Annotated in this window: 14 protein-coding genes; all 14 read right to left on the reverse strand. The window is 37.5% G+C overall.

The features are described from left to right. Nucleotides 1-386 precede the first annotated feature (386 nt). Entirely contained in the window at nt 387-1,235 is an 849-nt protein-coding gene (locus LQ50_RS07735; RefSeq protein WP_034627868.1) for an SDR family oxidoreductase, read from the reverse strand. After that, nucleotides 1,211-2,308, reverse strand: coding sequence for a mannonate dehydratase (uxuA, locus tag LQ50_RS07740; protein ID WP_034628040.1), 1,098 nt, complete (start codon nt 2,306-2,308; stop codon nt 1,211-1,213). Before uxuA ends, LQ50_RS07735 begins: the two co-directional genes overlap by 25 nt. Next, nucleotides 2,271-3,734, reverse strand: a complete 1,464-nt coding sequence (gene uxaC, locus LQ50_RS07745) for a glucuronate isomerase (protein ID WP_152608187.1) — start codon at nt 3,732-3,734, stop codon at nt 2,271-2,273. Before uxaC ends, uxuA begins: the two co-directional genes overlap by 38 nt. An 86-nt stretch (nt 3,735-3,820) precedes the next feature. Next, nucleotides 3,821-4,504 (reverse strand): GntR family transcriptional regulator, encoded by a 684-nt coding sequence (locus LQ50_RS07750; RefSeq protein ID WP_373279175.1) that lies wholly within the window; start codon nt 4,502-4,504, stop codon nt 3,821-3,823. A 73-nt stretch (nt 4,505-4,577) separates the two neighbouring features. Further along, entirely contained in the window at nt 4,578-5,120 is a 543-nt protein-coding gene (locus LQ50_RS07755; RefSeq protein ID WP_034627870.1) for a D-lyxose/D-mannose family sugar isomerase, read from the reverse strand. Between the two features lie 43 nt (nt 5,121-5,163). Then, nucleotides 5,164-6,327, reverse strand: coding sequence for a Gfo/Idh/MocA family protein (locus tag LQ50_RS07760; RefSeq protein WP_034627871.1), 1,164 nt, complete (start codon nt 6,325-6,327; stop codon nt 5,164-5,166). A 54-nt stretch (nt 6,328-6,381) separates the two neighbouring features. Continuing rightward, on the reverse strand, nt 6,382-8,493 hold the full coding sequence (locus tag LQ50_RS07765; RefSeq protein WP_034627872.1) for a glycoside hydrolase family 52 protein: 2,112 nt from the start codon (nt 8,491-8,493) through the stop codon (nt 6,382-6,384). A 65-nt stretch (nt 8,494-8,558) separates the two neighbouring features. Continuing rightward, a complete protein-coding gene (locus LQ50_RS07770) occupies nt 8,559-9,659 on the reverse strand; it encodes a Gfo/Idh/MocA family protein (protein ID WP_034627875.1) in 1,101 nt (366 codons plus the stop codon). A 124-nt stretch (nt 9,660-9,783) separates the two neighbouring features. After that, nucleotides 9,784-11,289 (reverse strand): GH39 family glycosyl hydrolase, encoded by a 1,506-nt coding sequence (locus tag LQ50_RS07775; protein ID WP_034627876.1) that lies wholly within the window; start codon nt 11,287-11,289, stop codon nt 9,784-9,786. Nucleotides 11,290-11,318: 29 nt separating this feature from the next. Continuing rightward, nucleotides 11,319-12,200, reverse strand: a complete 882-nt coding sequence (locus LQ50_RS07780; RefSeq protein ID WP_034627878.1) for a carbohydrate ABC transporter permease — start codon at nt 12,198-12,200, stop codon at nt 11,319-11,321. Between the two features lie 12 nt (nt 12,201-12,212). Beyond that, nucleotides 12,213-13,178 (reverse strand): ABC transporter permease, encoded by a 966-nt coding sequence (locus tag LQ50_RS07785; RefSeq protein WP_034627880.1) that lies wholly within the window; start codon nt 13,176-13,178, stop codon nt 12,213-12,215. A gap of 113 nt (nt 13,179-13,291) precedes the next feature. Further along, complete coding sequence (locus LQ50_RS07790) at nt 13,292-14,953, reverse strand: extracellular solute-binding protein (protein ID WP_034627881.1); 1,662 nt, start codon at nt 14,951-14,953, stop codon at nt 13,292-13,294. 626 nt (nt 14,954-15,579) lie between these two features. Then, nucleotides 15,580-16,218 (reverse strand): YesL family protein, encoded by a 639-nt coding sequence (locus LQ50_RS07795; RefSeq protein ID WP_237563668.1) that lies wholly within the window; start codon nt 16,216-16,218, stop codon nt 15,580-15,582. A 183-nt stretch (nt 16,219-16,401) separates the two neighbouring features. After that, on the reverse strand, nt 16,402-18,459 hold the full coding sequence (locus LQ50_RS07800; protein ID WP_373279176.1) for an alpha-glucuronidase family glycosyl hydrolase: 2,058 nt from the start codon (nt 18,457-18,459) through the stop codon (nt 16,402-16,404). Between the last annotated feature and the right edge of the window lie 54 nt (nt 18,460-18,513).

Genomic DNA, 18,513 nt, shown 5'->3' on the forward strand with positions numbered 1-18,513 from the left:
ACTTTCACCTTTTCAGTGGCCTTTAAGCAATGAGTGGAACCGTTGCTTTGTCTTAAGCTAGCTACGAGTGGGTTTCTCGTAGCTGGCGTGCAACGTGTGGAGCCATTGCTACTTCCTCGAATCCTCTTAGGGTACGATTTTTTCCTTTTTCAGTGGCCTCACGACTTTCACCTTTTTCAGTGGTCTTTAAGCGGAACCGTTGCTTTGTTTTAAACCTGCTATGAGTGGGTTACTCGTACCATTGCCGCTTCCTAGAATCTTCTAAAAGGACTTTTTCAGTGACCACTGACCTTTCTCAACCTTCACATAATCAATATCTTAATTCTGTAAAAAAGCAACCAAGCAGCGGAAATCCACTACTTGGTTGCTTAAGCATAAATGTTCAACTATACGCCTGAATATGATAAGAACCCTCCATCAACCGGAACCGTAATACCTGTAATGAAACCTGACATATTTTCATCAGACAGCCAAATTAATGTTCCAAGTAAATCTTCAGGTGTTCCGAATCGTTGCATCGGAGTATGAGCTAATATTTTGTGAGAGCGCTCTGTTAACGATCCGTCTTCATTCGTTAACAATCTTTTATTTTGTTGTGTAAGAAAAAAACCAGGAGCAATTGAATTAACTCTAATCCCAACTTCAGCCATATGTACCGCTAACCATTGTGTAAAATTATCAATACCTGCTTTAGCTGCACTATATGCTGGTACCTTCGTCATAGGTGACGGAGCACTCATCGAAGACATGTTAATAATGGTTGCCCCTTTTTTATTGATCATTTTCTTAGAAAATACTTGAGTTGGAATGATCGTACCAATTAAATTTAAATTGAAGACAAATTGAAAGCCTTCTGTTGTTAAATCGAAAAATGTCTTTAGCTCTTTATTATCGAGATCCTCTGGTTTTAATGTTTCATTTGTTGTAGAACCATCAGGATGATTCCCACCAGCGCCATTAATTAAAATATCACATTCACCGAGCTGTTCTGAAATGAGGGCTTCTGCTTCTTTCACACTTTCAACATCTAGGACGTCACAAGAAACGGCAAGAGCCGTCCCACCATTTTCCCGTATTTCTTGTTCAACTAGCTTACCTTTTTCAAGCTGACGGTTTAATATCGCCACCTTTACACCTTGCCTGCCAAGCTCTGTTGCCATCGCACCGCATAATACACCACTTCCACCCGTAATAACTGCTACTTTTCCTTTCAAATTTTCATTGATTGGTAACATAACGCTTCCTCCTTTTTTGTTCGTTCAAGTAAATCCCAAATACCCCATAAATACATAATCCCTAGTCCTCGATCATATAGCCCATAACCAGGTCTACACTTCTCTCCCCAAATATGCCGACCATGATCCGGTCTTGCATAACCTGTAAACCCAATTTCATGATAAGCTTTCATAATCCCCAAAATATCAACGGTACCGTCAGAAGAGCGATGGGACGTTTCGATGAAATCTCCATTTTCATATGTATTCACATTCCGGATATGAGCAAAATGGATTCGATCTGCAAACTCTCTAATCATTTCAGCAACATTATTAGTAGGATTTGCTCCTAGTGATCCACTACAAAGAGTTAACCCATTAGCAGGGCGATCAACAAGCTTTAAAAAACGTTGAATGTTCTCTTTGTTAATGATAATTCTAGGCAAACCAAAAACAGAAAAAGGAGGGTCGTCTGGGTGAATGGCCATTTTAATATTATTTTCTTCGGCAACTGGAATGATTTCTTCTAAAAAGAATTGCAAGTTCGCCCATAAATCCTCTTCTGTCACACCTTTGTATTGTTCAAAAAGCCTAGATAATGATTGAAGTCTATCAGGTTCCCAGCCTGGCATTGTCAGTGTTGAATTACCGGCGATTTCTTTTACTAATTCCATCGGTTCAAGATCTTTGATCTTAGCATTCTCAAAAAAGAGAGCTGTTGATCCATCTTCTAGTTCTTTAAACAAGTCCGTTCGAGTCCAATCAAACACCGGCATAAAGTTATAACAGATAACCTTCACTCCCGCCTGAGCCAACTTCTCAATCGTTCGTTTATAATTGGCAATATAGCGATCTCTTGTGGGCAACCCCAGTTTAATATCCTCATGAACGTTCACACTTTCAACTACATCGATATGAAACCCATGTTGGTTAGCTAACTCTTTTACTTCCATGATCCGATCTAATGGCCACTCTTCTCCTGCCGGAATGTCGTGTAATGCCCAAACGATACCCTCTACCCCCGGGATTTGTTTGACGTGCTCTAAAGGGATCAGGTCATTGCCTTCCCCAAACCATCGAAATGTCATTTTCATCATTTTCCAGCCCCTTCCCCTTCACTTGATCGAATCCTAAGTAGTTCTCAATATTTGAATAGCTAATATCCTTCACTATCTTTCCTAACTGTTTAAAGTCAGCTGGATATTCTCCATTTTCAACCCACTTACCGATGACATTGCAAAGGATTCTCCTAAAATATTCATGTCTAGTATAGGAAAGAAGACTACGAGAATCCGTAAGCATTCCAACAAAGTTAGATAATACGCCTACATTGGCTAACGTTTTTATTTGGTCTTCCATTCCATCACGCTGATCATTGAACCACCAAGCCGTACCAAATTGGATCTTACCTGGTACTTCACTTTGAAAATTACCAGCTAATGTGGCAACCATATAATTATCACGTGGATTTAAACAATACAAAACGGTCTTCGGCAAACGACCATTCTTTTCTAACTCATCTAACAAATTAGCTAAATCCTGTGCGTACGTAAAGTCAGCAATGGAATCAAACCCCGTGTTAGGTCCTATTTGTTCGATCATTGTTGTATTTACATTTCTGAGTCCACCAATATGCAGCTGCATCGCCCAGCCCTTTTTGGCGTATAACTTTCCTAAATAAATCATGACTGCTGTTTTGTATTGGATCGCTTCTCCTTCATTAATTTTTTCGTTTGCTAGAGCTTTATTAAAAATCGTTTCTATATCAGATTCTTGATAGGGGGTGTAGAACGATGAATCTAATCCATGATCAGATAAACGACATCCAACATCATGAAAATAATTAACTCGATCTTCCAATGCCTTCTTGAAATCTCCATAGGTGGATATGGTTCTTCCTGAAACTTGTTCAAGCTCTTTTACCCAATTGCTAAATGAGGTCTTTTCGATGTTTAATGCCCCGTCCGGTCGAAATGTTGGCAAAACCTTAACAGAAAAAGTTGGATCTTCTTTTAATTGCTTATGATAATAAAGAGAATCTACAGGATCGTCTGTTGTACATAACGCTTTTACTTTAAATTGATTGATAATCTCCTTTGCAGTTAAATCACCTGTTTGTAATTTAATATTGCATTTTTCCCAAATCATCTCAGCCGTGTCTGGAGTTAGAACTTCATCAATTCCAAAGCAACGCTGAAGCTCAAGATGGGTCCAGTGATAAAGGGGATTTCCAATCAGGTTTGGAACCGTTTCAGCCCATTTTAGAAATTTATCTTTATCACTTTTTTCACCTGTCACATACTCTTCAGCTACTCCGTTTGCTCGTAATGCCCTCCATTTATAATGGTCATCACCAAGCCACACCTCTGTAATAGAAAAAAACCTTTTGTTCTCCGCTATTTCTTTCGCTGATAGGTGGCAATGATAATCAATAATCGGCATTTCTTTTGCATATTCATGAAATAACCTCTTCGCCGTTTCCGTTTCTAACAAAAAGTCTTGATTCATAAATGAACTCACCTAATCACCTCTGTTAACAAGTTTTATTATTTAAAGGTAACGCTTTCATATATCCTAACAAAAAACCAGCTATCTGGTTCTTTGTCCTATTTAAAATACATAGGATAAGCTTCCTTTAATTTTCCCTGATCTTCATTCACAAGAGTTAGATGCTCTGTTATAAGCGTTTTAGCTTTGTTTGCATTCTTTTCTCGAATCGCAAGAATCATATCCTCATGTTGTTGTAAAATGGTATCCCAATTATGTTTTTCTGTTAAACTAAGCATTCTAACTCGATTTAAATGAACATTCATTTGTTGGATAATATTCCAGATCCTTTTCTTCCCACATCCTTCAGATATGGTCTCATGAAATTCTTCATCAAGCTCAAAAAACTTCTTATAATCCTTTACTTCAACACAGCGCTTTTGCATATAAATATTAAACTCTAGTTTCTGCATATGCTCTGGTGTGAAAACGCTGCAAGCTAATTCTATTGCCGCTTTTTCCAAATGCTCACGAATAAAACGAGCTTCCTCAACATGTTTTAAATCGATTAGTGCAACAAATGATCCTCTTTGTGGAAAGACTTCTAATAATTCATCCTGTACTAGCTTCACAAATGCTTCTCTCACAGGGGTCCTACTCACTTGAAGTATATCTGAAATTTCTTTCTCGGAAATATTTAGTCCAGGTTCAATTTTTAATGAAATAATGTTTTCCCGTAAAATGGTATAAACATAATCACGGGTTGAAGCGAATTTATTTCTTTCATCAAGTTCCAAAATCACATTGCTACACCTCCTCAGCTTTAGACTACCATACAAGTCTACTTGTATGGTAGTCTAAAGTAGTTACAACAGCCTACGTTTTTTTAGGAACTCGTGTAATATGTGGGTCTGTAAAGATATCGTATTCATCCCTGCTTGTCGTGGAAAACTCTGATACAATCGCCCCCTCTTCACCCGCTTGAAACCAGTGAAGGGTATTAGGGGGGATCGTAAATTGATCACCTGGATGTAATTCAATTTCATGAGAGACCGTGTAATAATCTTTACTAGAACTTGGAATGCTTGCTTTAAAATCTATTGAAGGCTCACCTTCCACATACAAATATACCTTCCCATAGCGGCAACGAAATGTCTCCGTTTTTCCCAATGAATCACCAATTGGTGGATGTTTGTGTTCAGGACAAGTTTGCAGTGGAAACAATACCAATTCTTTCGCACAATAGTGCTCGTTATTTATATAGGTTACCAATTCTAACCCTTGTCGTTCTAAATCATTTAACCCAAAATCGGCAATTTCTATTTTTTCTTGTTCTTCACTAGTTAATATAATATTCGCTTGCTCAAAATAACTCATCGTTTTAGATTTTGCTTTTTGATAATCACTTACACTTAACATCTTTTCTCTCCCTTAAACGTAAGATGTTCATTTATTAGTTGAGTTATAGATCACCTGAATAATTTCCACCTGTTGTAATTTGATTGTTAGTGAAATTTTCTATACTGTTTTTCTTCTCATAAAAATGTATGGCATGCTTCATGACCCCATCTCTTGTATAAAAAGGGCTGTCGTCTTTTAAAGGTAATTTCACAGACTCCCCAAAGCTAGAAGATTGATAAATAGCCGTTATGAGCTCGAGCGTTTGTCGACCTTGTATTCCATCAACAAGAACATCTTTTTTCCCTTCCACAGCAAGGAGTACATCATGAATTTGTCCTGTGTGCCCTTCATACGCAACGGGTGGGTACTCATCATAGACTTGCTGAATCTTTGATTCCAATTCTTTATCTTCTACCGGGAAACCATTTTCTTGTGCTGTGGAAGCTTTTAACTTCCAAGGTACAGAAACGCGTGCATTTTTACCTTGAAAAATCAATTGTTGCTCTTCTCCATGATGAACAACTGAACTCGTCACTTGCGCTAAACTCCCATTGTCATAACGACAAATGGCAATCGATAAGTCCTCTACTTCTGCATTATCATGAGACGTATTAGTCGATACGGCAGTCACTTCCTTTGGCATCCCGTTCATCCATTGAAAAATATCAATATGATGAACAGCATGATTTAGCGTACAACCGCCTCCTTCTTTCTCCCATGTGCCTCTCCACCATAAATCATAATAACTATGTCCTCTCCACCAGAAAGAATCTACTTGAGTATGAACAATCGGTCCCATCAGCTTTGATTCAAGGACGTGCTTTAACTTCATCATTGGTGACCCAAACCGATTTTGCGCGACAACCGATAATACCTTTTGGTTTCTACTTGCTGCTTCATTCATGGCATCACACTCTTCTAAAGAAGACGCCATCGGTTTTTCAACAAGTACATTTTTTCCAGAGTCCAATAGCGCAATTGCTGTTTCTGCATGTGTGTATGGCGGAGTACAAATAGATACTAAATCAATATCTGTGCGTTCCACTATGCCCTTAATATCATCATAAATATTGACATTTAAGTTGAAATCATTAGCTTGTTTTTCCGCTTTTTCTGGATAAATATCACATAAGGCAACAATTTCACAACGATCTGAGAATTCTTGATATGCTTTAATATGAGTTGAAGATATCGCTCCCGTACCTATAATCGCTACTTTTAACATATGATCCTCTCCTATTAAATTACTTCAATTACAAAGCAACCTTATTTCGTGATTCTACTTTTCTAATAGCCATAAAATACTAGTAACTCCACGCGGATAATACCGACTTGCTGCAATTTCGCCTTTAATGATTTGATCGCTCCAGCTCCAGTAGGATAGCTCTTTGTGTGTGAGCCAATTAACATGGGCACGATCAGCAGCTTTTCCTTCTTCGCCCCAAGAGAATCCTAATATTTCACGATAAACAAATTGACAAAGGTAGATTTTACTTAGCCATGAATTGTCACTAGTAGAAGACAGCTTCCAACCACCATCATCAAACAAACAAATACCTGGCTTTAATACAGTCGTAATGTGTTCTTTTAACGTTTTAATAAAATAGCCAAATTTCCCGTTGTCTTTAAGGTATTCCTTACAATCAGTAAAATACGGAAAAATCAATCCTTCAATCGCTGGTATGATCTTAGAGTCATTTCCCTCAGAAAGTACTGCAGGAATGTAGCCTCCCTCCGTTATTTCATTTGAAATGGTTTTTGCACACCTTTCAGACTGCTCTGTAGCGAGTTGCGATAGTTCATTTTCTCCTAATTTAAGGAATAATTTTTCCAAAGCTACATAGACTCCCCAACATTTAGAAGCAATGTAGATATTGTTTCTTGCTTGCCCTAGTGAAACATCTAAACTATCATATGTGGTAATCTCAGCTCCACCTTTTGTCATTGAACTATCTAATCCCATTAAACCATTTCGTAACTCAGGATCAGGATTATCCCGATTTAGCATGCTATAAAAAGCGTCTTTCAACGTATCTGAATGCTTCGTTATAAAATCTTGATCATTCGTTTGATTAATATAAACGGTTACACAACATAACCAGTTGATTAATTCTTCATGTGTCATGTAAGAGAAGCAACCATCGATTCCTGCAACTTCATAAGCAGAATGACCAGGCCTTGAGAACACATTGGCTACGCCCATATCATGAGTAAAACTAATTCCCCCGGCGTGAAGGGTTTCTTCGTTAGGGAAACGTACTTCATCTTGATAACTATAACGGTCAATAAATAATTCAAGTTCATTTCTTACAGCCCAAGGGTTCATTTTTAATTCGAAAAACAATTGGTCAACGGTTAAATCAAATGTATTCATCATTCGATATTCCCCTTCATTAACAACCCATATTGGCTTTTTATCAACGTCATCGAGTAACTGCGTATTTCCGTAGTAACTACGAATCGAATGAGCCATCATGAACTGTTGATCGTCTGAAAAGGTATCCTTTTCAATTAAGGCATTCGCTTTTGTGCACTCATCTATGAATCCCTTTACATTAGAAAGAGCATAGCTAGAAACGTCTTCAATGGACGAGTAATATCGAGTATAGGTGTATTGTGTATCGATCCCACTCGTCACTATTCCACCTTTATAAAAACTAATCGCAAAAGTATATTCTTTCTTCTCATTGGCAGGAACTTCCATGAGTAACGCTCCTACAAGACCTAATCCAAACCCATAATTAATCTCGTGTTCAACCGTTAGAATTTTTTCAATCGAGAAGCCTAAACCTGATTTAACTCCGGGCTCATTTGTTACAATGGCCGTTTGACGACCTTGACCAATCCCGACAAATTCTCCGTTACTTGTATCATCAAGCCTTCGCATAGCAGAATAAGGGTCACTTCCTTGATAACCAAAGAAAGCAGTTCTATTCTTATTACACCCCGTGTTATCAATCGTAATCTTGGCAAATACAGCTGGTAAAATTGCATTCTTTACGTCTTCATCTGGCCCAACGGATGGGTCCGGTACACTTTTTACAGGGGAATACACTTCAAATGTCATATCCCCTGCTTGCCATGAATCTGTACCAAGCTTCAAGTCCCTTGTAATATCACAATCATTGAAATAGTTAATCAGTTTCTGATCTGCTTTTGTCTCATCATTTCCAACAGCAAAACGAGCTAGATCTTCTGCTACATCCCCAAAAAACGGGAATGCCTCATATTGGTTGTTCTCTCTACTCTCTAAACCGACGTATATATTCTCATCAGCAGGCTTATCAAGCTCCAACCCTAATCCACCCTTACCTCCTTTGAACCCGAAAGTAAAACTTGCAAAAGCTCCGATTGGTGAGTGGTGAGCGTTAAAGAAAATATTCTTAGCCAAAGTGATCCCTCCACATAAAAATTGACAACTACTCTTTCAACTTAATTATTACTACTAACAAACTCTTACTTCACAGCAGCCGGTGTATCAGCTGATTCAACTTGAATGGCTTTTTCCTGTGCTTCAATACATAATTCTGCCGCTTTAAACGCATGTTCCTGTGTCATTGCATGTTCTGTTCCATTTAAACAATCCAAAATAAATTCTCCGAAGAATGGGCAGCCTACTTTCCCGTTGCATTCGAAATGCTTTTCTCCTTCGTGATTAACGAGGTACAAATGATCTCCCGAAGAGTCTCTACCAATATCGATATATTTTCTCACTTCAATATACCCTTTGGTTCCTAGAATAATCACTCGGCCGTCTCCCCATGTACCGAGACCATCAGGTGTAAACCAATCCACTCGAAAATAGAACGTAGCTCCGTTATCAGCAACAAGCGTAGCATCTCCATAATCTTCAAACTTTGGATATTGTTTAAAATGGTAGTTTGCTACTTTACTATGTAGCACTTTTGCATCGTTTGCCCCGGAGTAATGTAGGAATTGTTCAATTTGGTGACTTCCGATATCACATAAAATACCTCCATAATATTTCGGATCAAAGAACCAATCTGGTCTAGCATTTGCTCTAGCACGATGTGGACCTGTACCCATGACTTGAATGACTCGGCCAATCGCTCCCTCTTCAATTAATTGACCAGCAAAAATAGCACTTTCTACATGCAAGCGTTCACTATAGTAGATTCCCCACTTCAAACCAGTTTCTGCCGTTTTTTCCCTTGCTTTTTCTACTTGTTCCTTCGTAGTAAATGCAGGTTTATCTGCAAAATAATGTTTGCCATGATCTAGCACTCTAAGCCCTAATGCACATCGATCGACTGGAATATTCGCGGAAGCGACTAAGTGAATCGTTGGATCGTTTAATATTTCATCCTCAGATGCAGCTATCGTCACTTCTGGATACTTCTCTTTGAACCCACTTGCTTTTTTTTCATCTGGGTCATATACAGCAACTAGCTCCCCTCCTGCTTCTAGTAAACCATTACACATTCCATAAATATGACCGTGGTCCAATCCAATCGCAGCAAAACGAAACTCGCCTTTTTCAACAACTCGACTGACTTTCCCTTTAGGCGCATAATTCATGCCATCATTTTTGCTCATTGTCTCTTCCTCCTTCATATAGCTTTCACTATAACTTATTCAACTAACATTTTAATCATACTAGTATGGTATGCTAAATTTTAAAAGACTGTATGAGATGAGTCTAAAAAGCATAGCCAACTTATTAGTATGAAGTAATTAACGAATCATCTAAGCCAACGTACGAATCCGTTTCATCCTTTACAGGAGTGATTTCAATCAACGTTAGTTCATTCTTCGATAAGGTGATATCGATCGTTAGCTCACCATTCATAGACTCACCATGCGATGTTCTAATAAGAGGCTTTGCTGATTGACGCAAGGTTTCTACCATTTCCTTACTAGGAAAACGCGGACGTCCCATTTCTTTCCATACTCTCCATGGGTTAGCGTAGTCCTCATTGACAGTTTGACGCTTTATAAATGCATCACCATCTCTAAGTGGAATCGTAAAGGATAATTCTTTTTCAAACCCTTCTCCTTTTTCCATTACAAGATTCCAAGCAATAAGGGCAATGGCCCCGTCTTTCTTACATGTTACAATGACATCATCATCACGATATAAACGTTCTTGACCTAACTTGTTAAAAAACGAGAATAAATGAAAGGTCGGTTTTGGTACTTCATTCATTCCAATCAGCCCGAATCCCCCATGAAACTGCGCCCTTGGCACATCCCTCTCTTCAAAAATATCACTGAATGTCCAGTACGAAAATGAATCAACATAATCGCCACCCTCACTTAAGATTCGAGCAAGGTACGTCGCATTTAATGCTGTATCATGAACAGGATTAATAGGACTATAAGACGTATTGTACTCAGTAATATGAAATGGCAAATCAGGAAAAGGAGAAGTCTGAATCATTTCCTTTACGTTTTTAAATTCATCAAGCATCTTCGTATGATCCGCGAGTTCTTGATAGTAATAATCTGGCGTTACTTTACTTGGCGGTCTTGATGTATAGGCATGACGTGAAACAAAGTCAACAGGAACTTGTTCTTTTTGACAAAAATCAAGAAATTCAACGATCCACTCATCAGAACCTCCACATATAGCAGGACCTCCTACTTGAATATCTGGGTGTACTTCTTTTATTGCCATTGCTGTTACTTTATAAAGTTTAAAGTACTCTGTTTTATTAGCATCTTTCCAGAAGTTTACTAGATTAGGCTCATTCCAAATTTCAAAAGGCCATTTCAACACTTCTTCTTCTCCATACCGATCTATAAAATGAGAGACTACAGCAATAATTAAATCCTTCCATTTATTATAGTCATTTGGAGGAGTTACATTCCCCTTCCACGTAAAAACTGTTTCTTCACTTGAAGCGAGCAGTTCTGGCATAAACCCAATTTCAACAAATGGCCGTATACCTAACTCCAAATAGGAATCAAAGATTCGATCAATGTATGTGAAATTATAAAATGGTTGCGTTTCCCCATTCACTTCAATTTCACGGTAAATTCCTACATCATCATGTAACAGGCCATGACCACGAATATATTCAAATCCTATCGATTGTTGCGCTAATTTCAGATGCTCCAAGTAATCCTTCTGTAATGCAAGTCCTAAACGCCCGGTCCCAACACAAAATTTCCAGTTGTTATTAAACGTTGCTTCTCCCTCTTTACGAACCTTTATTTTTTTCATAAAAATCCCTTCTTTTCAATATTACTCTTTTACTCTTTCTCAGCACCTAATACAATACCTTTCACAAAGTATTTTTGAATGAATGGATAAACCACTAACATTGGTAAAGCGGCAATAAAGATTTGTGCAGATTGAACTGTTCGTTGTGACAAGTTCCGCAATGTTTCAGCATCAGTAATTTGGCTAAAATCTTGTTGAACAATAATCGTTTGCAAAAAGGTCTGCAAAGGATAATTTCTAGCATCGTTATTATAGATCATGCCATCAAACCAAGAATTCCAGTGAAAGACCATGGTAAATAATGATACGGTTGCTATGGCTGGAACCGCGATCGGCAAATAGATTTTCAAGAAAATTTGAAAATGGTTAGCTCCATCAATCGTTGCAGACTCTTCCAAGGATTTTGGAACAGATGTCCGGAAGAAATTTAATAATAAGATTAAATTAAACGCATTAATTGCTGTTGGTAATACCAATGCCCAAATGGTATTTGTTAACCCTAAGCCTGTTACAACCATGTACGTTGGTACTAATCCACCATTAAAAATCATCGTAAAGACGAAGAACCATACGTATAATTTTCTGCCTTTAAATTCTTCATCATATTTCGCTAGAGAATAAGCTGCACAAAGCATTGCCCCCATTGAAATAGCAGTTCCTAATACAACACGTAAGACTGAGATCATGAAAGAACGAATAAAATTATCGTTTCCTATTGTTCGTTCATAAGCATCTATTGTAAAATCAATCGGCCAAAAAGTAACAATATTCGCTGCTGCCGCTGCACTTCCACTTAACGATACGGCCAAAATATGTACCAGTGGTAAAATGCACAGTAATGCCATCAAGATGAGAAAGCTATAATTAAATACCGTGAAAATGGTATAGCTTTTCGTTTTATAGACACGCATAGGAAATCCCTCCTAGAAAATTCTCCAGTTCGCATACTTGTAAGCTAAACGATAACCTACAACAATTAAAACCAAACTAATAACTGACTTGAATAAACCAACAGCTGTACCGTAACTAAAGTCACCACTAACTAATGACACACGGTATACATAAGTATCGATAATATCCCCAGTTTGATAAACTAATGGATTATATAGGTTAAAAATTTGGTCAAACCCTGCATTTAAAACATTTCCAAGTGATAATGTACCAACAACAATAATGATTGGTAGCATGGCTGGCAACGTGATATAAAGAGTTTGTTTCCAACGATTCGCACCATCAACAACAGCAGCTTCATATAAACTAGGATTTACAGCTGTAATAGCCGCTAAAAAGACGATCGTATTAAATCCAGTTTCTTTCCAAAGATCACTAATAATTACGGTTGTTCTAAACCAATCATTACTTCCTAAGAAAAAGATTGGATCGACTCCAAAGAAACCTATGAATTGATTGACAAGACCTCCATCTGGAGATAATAAATCTAGTAAAATACCACCTAGAATAACCCAGGATAGAAAGTAAGGTAAATAAATAATGGTTTGAACCGTTCTCTTGACGGCCATTTTGTACATTTCATTCAATAATAATGCGACTGTAATTGGGACAATTAATCCAAAGATAATTTTCAGCATAGAAATGATAAGAGTGTTCCAGATAACCTGTCTCGCATAATCGTACTCAAACATCGTTCGAAAATGTTCAAGCCCTACCCATTGTGACTCCCATATTCCTAACCATGGCTTAAAATCCTGAAACGCCATGACGATCCCAAACATGGGAGCATATTGGAAAATAAGTCCTAAAATGAGTGCTGGTATCAAAAGTACATGAAGTTGCCACGTTCTTTTCAGGTCCCATTTTTGTTTTTTCTTTTTAAGTTTTGGTTCTTTCGTAACTTGATTCGTCTTATTATGAACAACTTGCTGACTCATGACTTTCCCTCCTATACCTAAAGAAAGTAACTAGTTAAAAGCAAGGTGCGAACAAAAAATTTAATAAACGACTAATTGTTCGCACCTTTTTTGCTTTTATTTAGATCATCTTATTAGCGAACGGATTCATACCATTCGTTTACTTCTTGTGTAACTTGCTCCCCACCAGAACTTAACCAATCTTCAACAAATTGATCAAATGCATCTAATGGCTTGTTTCCATAGATAATGTCAACAAAAAGCTCATCTTCTAATCGTTCTAAATGCTCAGATCTCGAACTCATCGTATCAGTAGGCGGTCCCGAAAACTCATTAACGATACGAATCTCATTTTGTTTATTAACAATTGCCGCTGCATGAATGTAATCTTTTTCTCTACCAGCAAGATTAGCTTCATATCCATTTACAGGATCTCTGCCTGTATCATGAAATTCCTCTAGTAAACCATACATTTCATATGGAATTGTTGGAATATTCGTAGGTAAGAAATATCTACCTGGATCAACATGATCTTCCCCAGTAATTTCTTCAAATTGTGCAATATCATAAACCGGCTCGCCGTCTTGCATTACATAATCATAACCTTCAAATAAACCATGTGGAAAATGCTCTGATTCACCTAATGTGTAGCCAAGAATTGCATCCCAATATTCAAAGAACTTATCCATATGCTCAAATTCTCTATTAAATAGGAACGAACCAACAATTAATCCCTCACCTCTACGTCCAGCCTCTCCATTTGGTCCAGATACGTGCGGGAATGGTTTTACTACAGCATCTGGAACAACTTGTGCAATTTCACCAATTGGATAACCATGTGCCCAAGGTGGAGCTGCCATAATTCCAGACCTTCCTGAAATAAAGCTTTCTTGTGCATCACCAGCACTTAAAATTGCAAAATCTGTTGATAAATAACCACTTTCATACCATTCGTTAATTTTAGATAACCCATCTTTAACGTTTGGTTGGATGGAGCCGTAAACTAGAGAACCATCATCAGCTTGACTCCAGTTACCAGGAACATAATCACCAAATGCACCAAATACCCAGCTTGAGTCAGCTATGTTTCCACCACGGAAACCTTCGTCCCCAGCTGCAAACGTAATCCCAATCGTATCGTCTCTTCCAGATTCATTTGGATCTTCATTAACAAATACATCCATAATATGTTCTAATTCTTCAAGTGTTTCTGGAGCTTCTAAATCAAATTTATCAAGCCAGTCTTGGCGAATCCAAAGAAGCGTATCTGAACCGTTACCACCAGAGTATCTTGGAACACCGAAACGTTCTGCATCTTCATTCGTTGATGGATAAAAGGCTTCTGGAAATCTTTCGAAAAGCTCTTTGACCCTAGGTGTAGCATGCTCTTCAATTGCTTCATCAATTGACATGACTAGTCCTGATTGGATTAAGTCTGCTTTAATATTATTATTTGAAACTAAGAAAACATCTGGCAATTTTTCGCGTGATGACATCATTAGGCGAAGCTGAGTATTAAATTGTTCATCATTTGGTTGCGTCCATTCTGTTACAAATTTAATACCAAGTTCCTCTTCCGCCCATCTTGTTACTACGTTATCGTGTACATCCTCGCCATCTTTAAATACGGTACCGTCATCAAGAACTCGAGCTGTTGTGATCGTTACGGCTTCGCCACTATCCTCTGTACTTGGATCTGAACTTGGATCTGTTGCTGCCTCTTCATTTGAACAAGCTGCCAAAATACCAAAAGTAAGTAGTAAAGATAAAAGCGTAAATAATGATTTTTTAAGCATTTTCTTTCCTCCTTAATTATTTTTTATAATGAAAACGCTGACAATAAAGTGTATTATTTGTTCTTTTCATCACCCCTTTCAAATAATGCACTTTCACACCATTCTAGATATACTAGTATGGTAGTGTTCTTTGATAAGGTACAACGATAGAAATCTCCTTAAAAAATCAACTGAAAACCCTTTCAAAAAAAACAACGACTGCCATATTAATGCATTACCATACAAGATTTGCTGTGTTTATTAACACATGAATATCCCCCATGCTTTTCAACCGTCCATTATTTTACTAGTGCGTTCTTTCTTCCACCACCTCTTAGTAAGCGTTTTCATTAAGAGTTAAATGAGAAACTCTTTCGACGTTCAGTAACTCAACTTTTTTCTATTAAGCTGAACGTATCTGTTCTGTTTTGTTTTCTTTGCTGCTTATAAGTAAATTATACAAAACTCTTTCGTCCAAAAAAACTAAGCAAAATATAGTTTACACTTAAAAAAGTATATATGTTTATTTAACATTTCAGAAAAGAAGGGAAATTCCTCCTGAAGAACTTTCCCTCATTCTCATGATACAGTCAAAGTACTAAATACTGGGGGCTGGAAAGCGTAGCACCATGGATAATCCCCTCATCCTACGTGCCATGTCTTAATTCTGTAATTTGTCGTCTCAACTCAAGTTGCTTGAAAGCAAAGTATGATGATCCCATGACGATATAACCAATTGCACTTACTCCAAAAAGTGGAATTAAGCCAGGGATGTACATAAATAAGTAGTATCCAATAAATAAAACGATCGCCATTACAATCGTCATGACTGGACTTAATACCCCTATTAATAGTGCGTGTTTCATATATTGAAAGAACTTCAAATCATAATGAACATAGACTGGAATAATATAGGCAAGCATAATTAAATAAGCAAATACAACGATAATCAAAATTGCATTTAGTATTAGTTGAATGATTCCTCCCATTTGGGAGAGTAGTTGAAAATCAATATATAATATATACGCAATCGCAAATAAGAAAATAAATAATAAATTACTCTTCATAAATTCTTTTTTATAAGTAGCAAAAAAGAGCTTAAATATTGGAGTATCCGTTTCGCCTTTAAACCATTTTCTAATAATTGTAAACATAGATACTGTAGCAGGCATGATCCCGAAAAAGACCAGTCCTAATGCTGTAAATAAAATCCACAGTAGATTGATATAGGCAAGTCTCATTACCCATTCACTAGCTCGGTAAAACCCACCCATAATTCCTTGCATCATTTTCCCCTCCGTATAGTGATCAACTTTTTATGAAACTTATAATAGGCTACCATCTTACTAATTAGAAAAATGAGGATGACTACAAATTAATATTCCCGAAAATAGTAACACCCGTATCTGTTTATATACGTGTATGTCTCGGAGTTATAACTTGAATCATCCTCATCACTTTAATATGATTTAATAGATCGTTCTATTTTTTTCATCTTGAATACCAGACTTACGCAAGAAGTACGTATTAATAATATCTCGCCACTGTTTTGCATGATCAATTTGTCCAGTAAGTCGGTCCAAAATATTTTGATAACACTCCTGATCAACTTTTCCTTCTAAGCTACTCCAGCGCTCTTTTAAACCTATCGCCTGTTCAACCCCTTCAAAATGAGTATCATAGATATGTTGGATAACGGTCTTTCCAGATTTAAGTTTATGTGTATATGGAACATGGTGGAAAAATAACAATAGCTCATCTGGGCATGTATCTAATGATTCATACATGCTAGCATTTTCATCAAAATACTGTGCTGTATATCCTGTTCCGCTAGCAACCGTTCGATCAACTCCTATTCCGTCACAATCAGCAAAGTGATAGGTTCCCCAGACAGAGTATTCATATCCATCAACATTCGGTCCATAATGATGATCCGGATTAACCATCCAACCAACACCAAGTGGAGATGTATAATTTTCGTATATTGGCCATGAATCCTTGAGAATGATAGATACTTGCTCTACCACGTCAGGGTCATTTCCAAATGTGGCATGAATCCATTCATTTGTAATTTCTTCAACAGAAAGATCAGGATTCCAAATCAAACGACCAAACCCAAATAGATTTGCCTGAGCGAGCTGGTGTCCGGTCCAATTCGTATCGTTACCAATATTTGAAACGGCTGTAATCCCACTAAAACGATTTTTAAATGTGGAACCATCAACAATTCGTTTAATAGGAGTTCCTTCCCCTTTAGCATACGTTTCAAATTCCAGAATCTCTTTCCATTGAGGAATTAAGTAGCAAACGTGCTTTTGCTGTCCAGTATATTCCTGTGTTATTTGAAACTCTAACATTTGATTCGTTTCATTCATGGCTCCAAATAGGGGAGATACTGCTTCGCGCACTTGAAAATCCATTGGGCCATTTTTGATTTGCAGAATGACATTTTCATGGAATTGTCCATCTAACGGCTTAAAGTGATCATACGCTGCCCTTGCACGATCTGTCTTACGATCACGCCAATCTTGCATACAATTGTAGACGAAGCATCTCCAAATCACAATTCCTCCGAAAGGCTCCAATGCTTCTGCTAGCATATTCGAACCATCTGCATGATTTCTTCCATACGTAAAAGGTCCAGGGCGATGTTCTGAGTCTGCTTTGACGACAAATCCCCCAAAGTCAGGAATATAACTGTAAACATCTTTTACTTTTTCCTTCCACCAATTTCGAACGTTATCGTCTAGTGGATCAGCCGTCTCTAAATCGCCTAATTGAATAGGACTAGCGTAATTAACACTTAAAAACGTTTTAATCCCATAACCCCGAAAGATTTCTGCCACTTTTGCTACATGAGGTAGAAAGTCATTTGTAATAAGCTTGGTTTCAACGGCATGAACATTTACGTTATTAATGGAGATTCCGTTGATTCCAACTGAAGAGAGCAACCTAGCATAATCTTTAATTCGTTCAAGGTTGTTTGTGAACTGATTATTCTCATAAAAAATAGATTCACCAGCATATCCGCGCTCAATACTTCCATCCATATTATCCCACTGGTTAATCATTCTTAACTGATTCGTCGGGTTCTCTCTCAAATTGACGGTCTCTAAGTTGGTTCTAGTTTGAATGAGTCTTAACAAGTGAAAGCTTGCATATAGAATACCGATATCTGTTTTACCAGCTAACAAAACGGCCGAGCCATTATCTGTTTTTTTTGCTTGAATAATATAACCATCATCATTTAATTCATTTGATGCATCATCCCCTTCTTCTATTTTTGATAAAACAATAGAATAGGAACTTTGAACAGAATCGCTTAGCGCCGGCTTTTGCCCTGTCATGTTTGTGAATGCTTTGATGAGTTCCTCTATAGCTGATTCGATAACTGTCGTACAAGTACCGGAACTTACAATAGCAGAAAGCCACTTCCCATTTTCATTCATCCAATCTTGGTCTTCAATCTTTTCATATCTTAACCAACCTTTGTATGCTTCTGTTAGCTCTTTAACGCTCATGCTCATTATTGTTTCCTCCTTGATTTACTTTTACTTTCATACAACTGATGATAACGATGA

This window comes from Halalkalibacter okhensis (genome assembly GCF_000787375.1).
Taxonomy (GTDB): Bacteria; Bacillota; Bacilli; order Bacillales; family Bacillaceae_D; genus Halalkalibacter; species Halalkalibacter okhensis.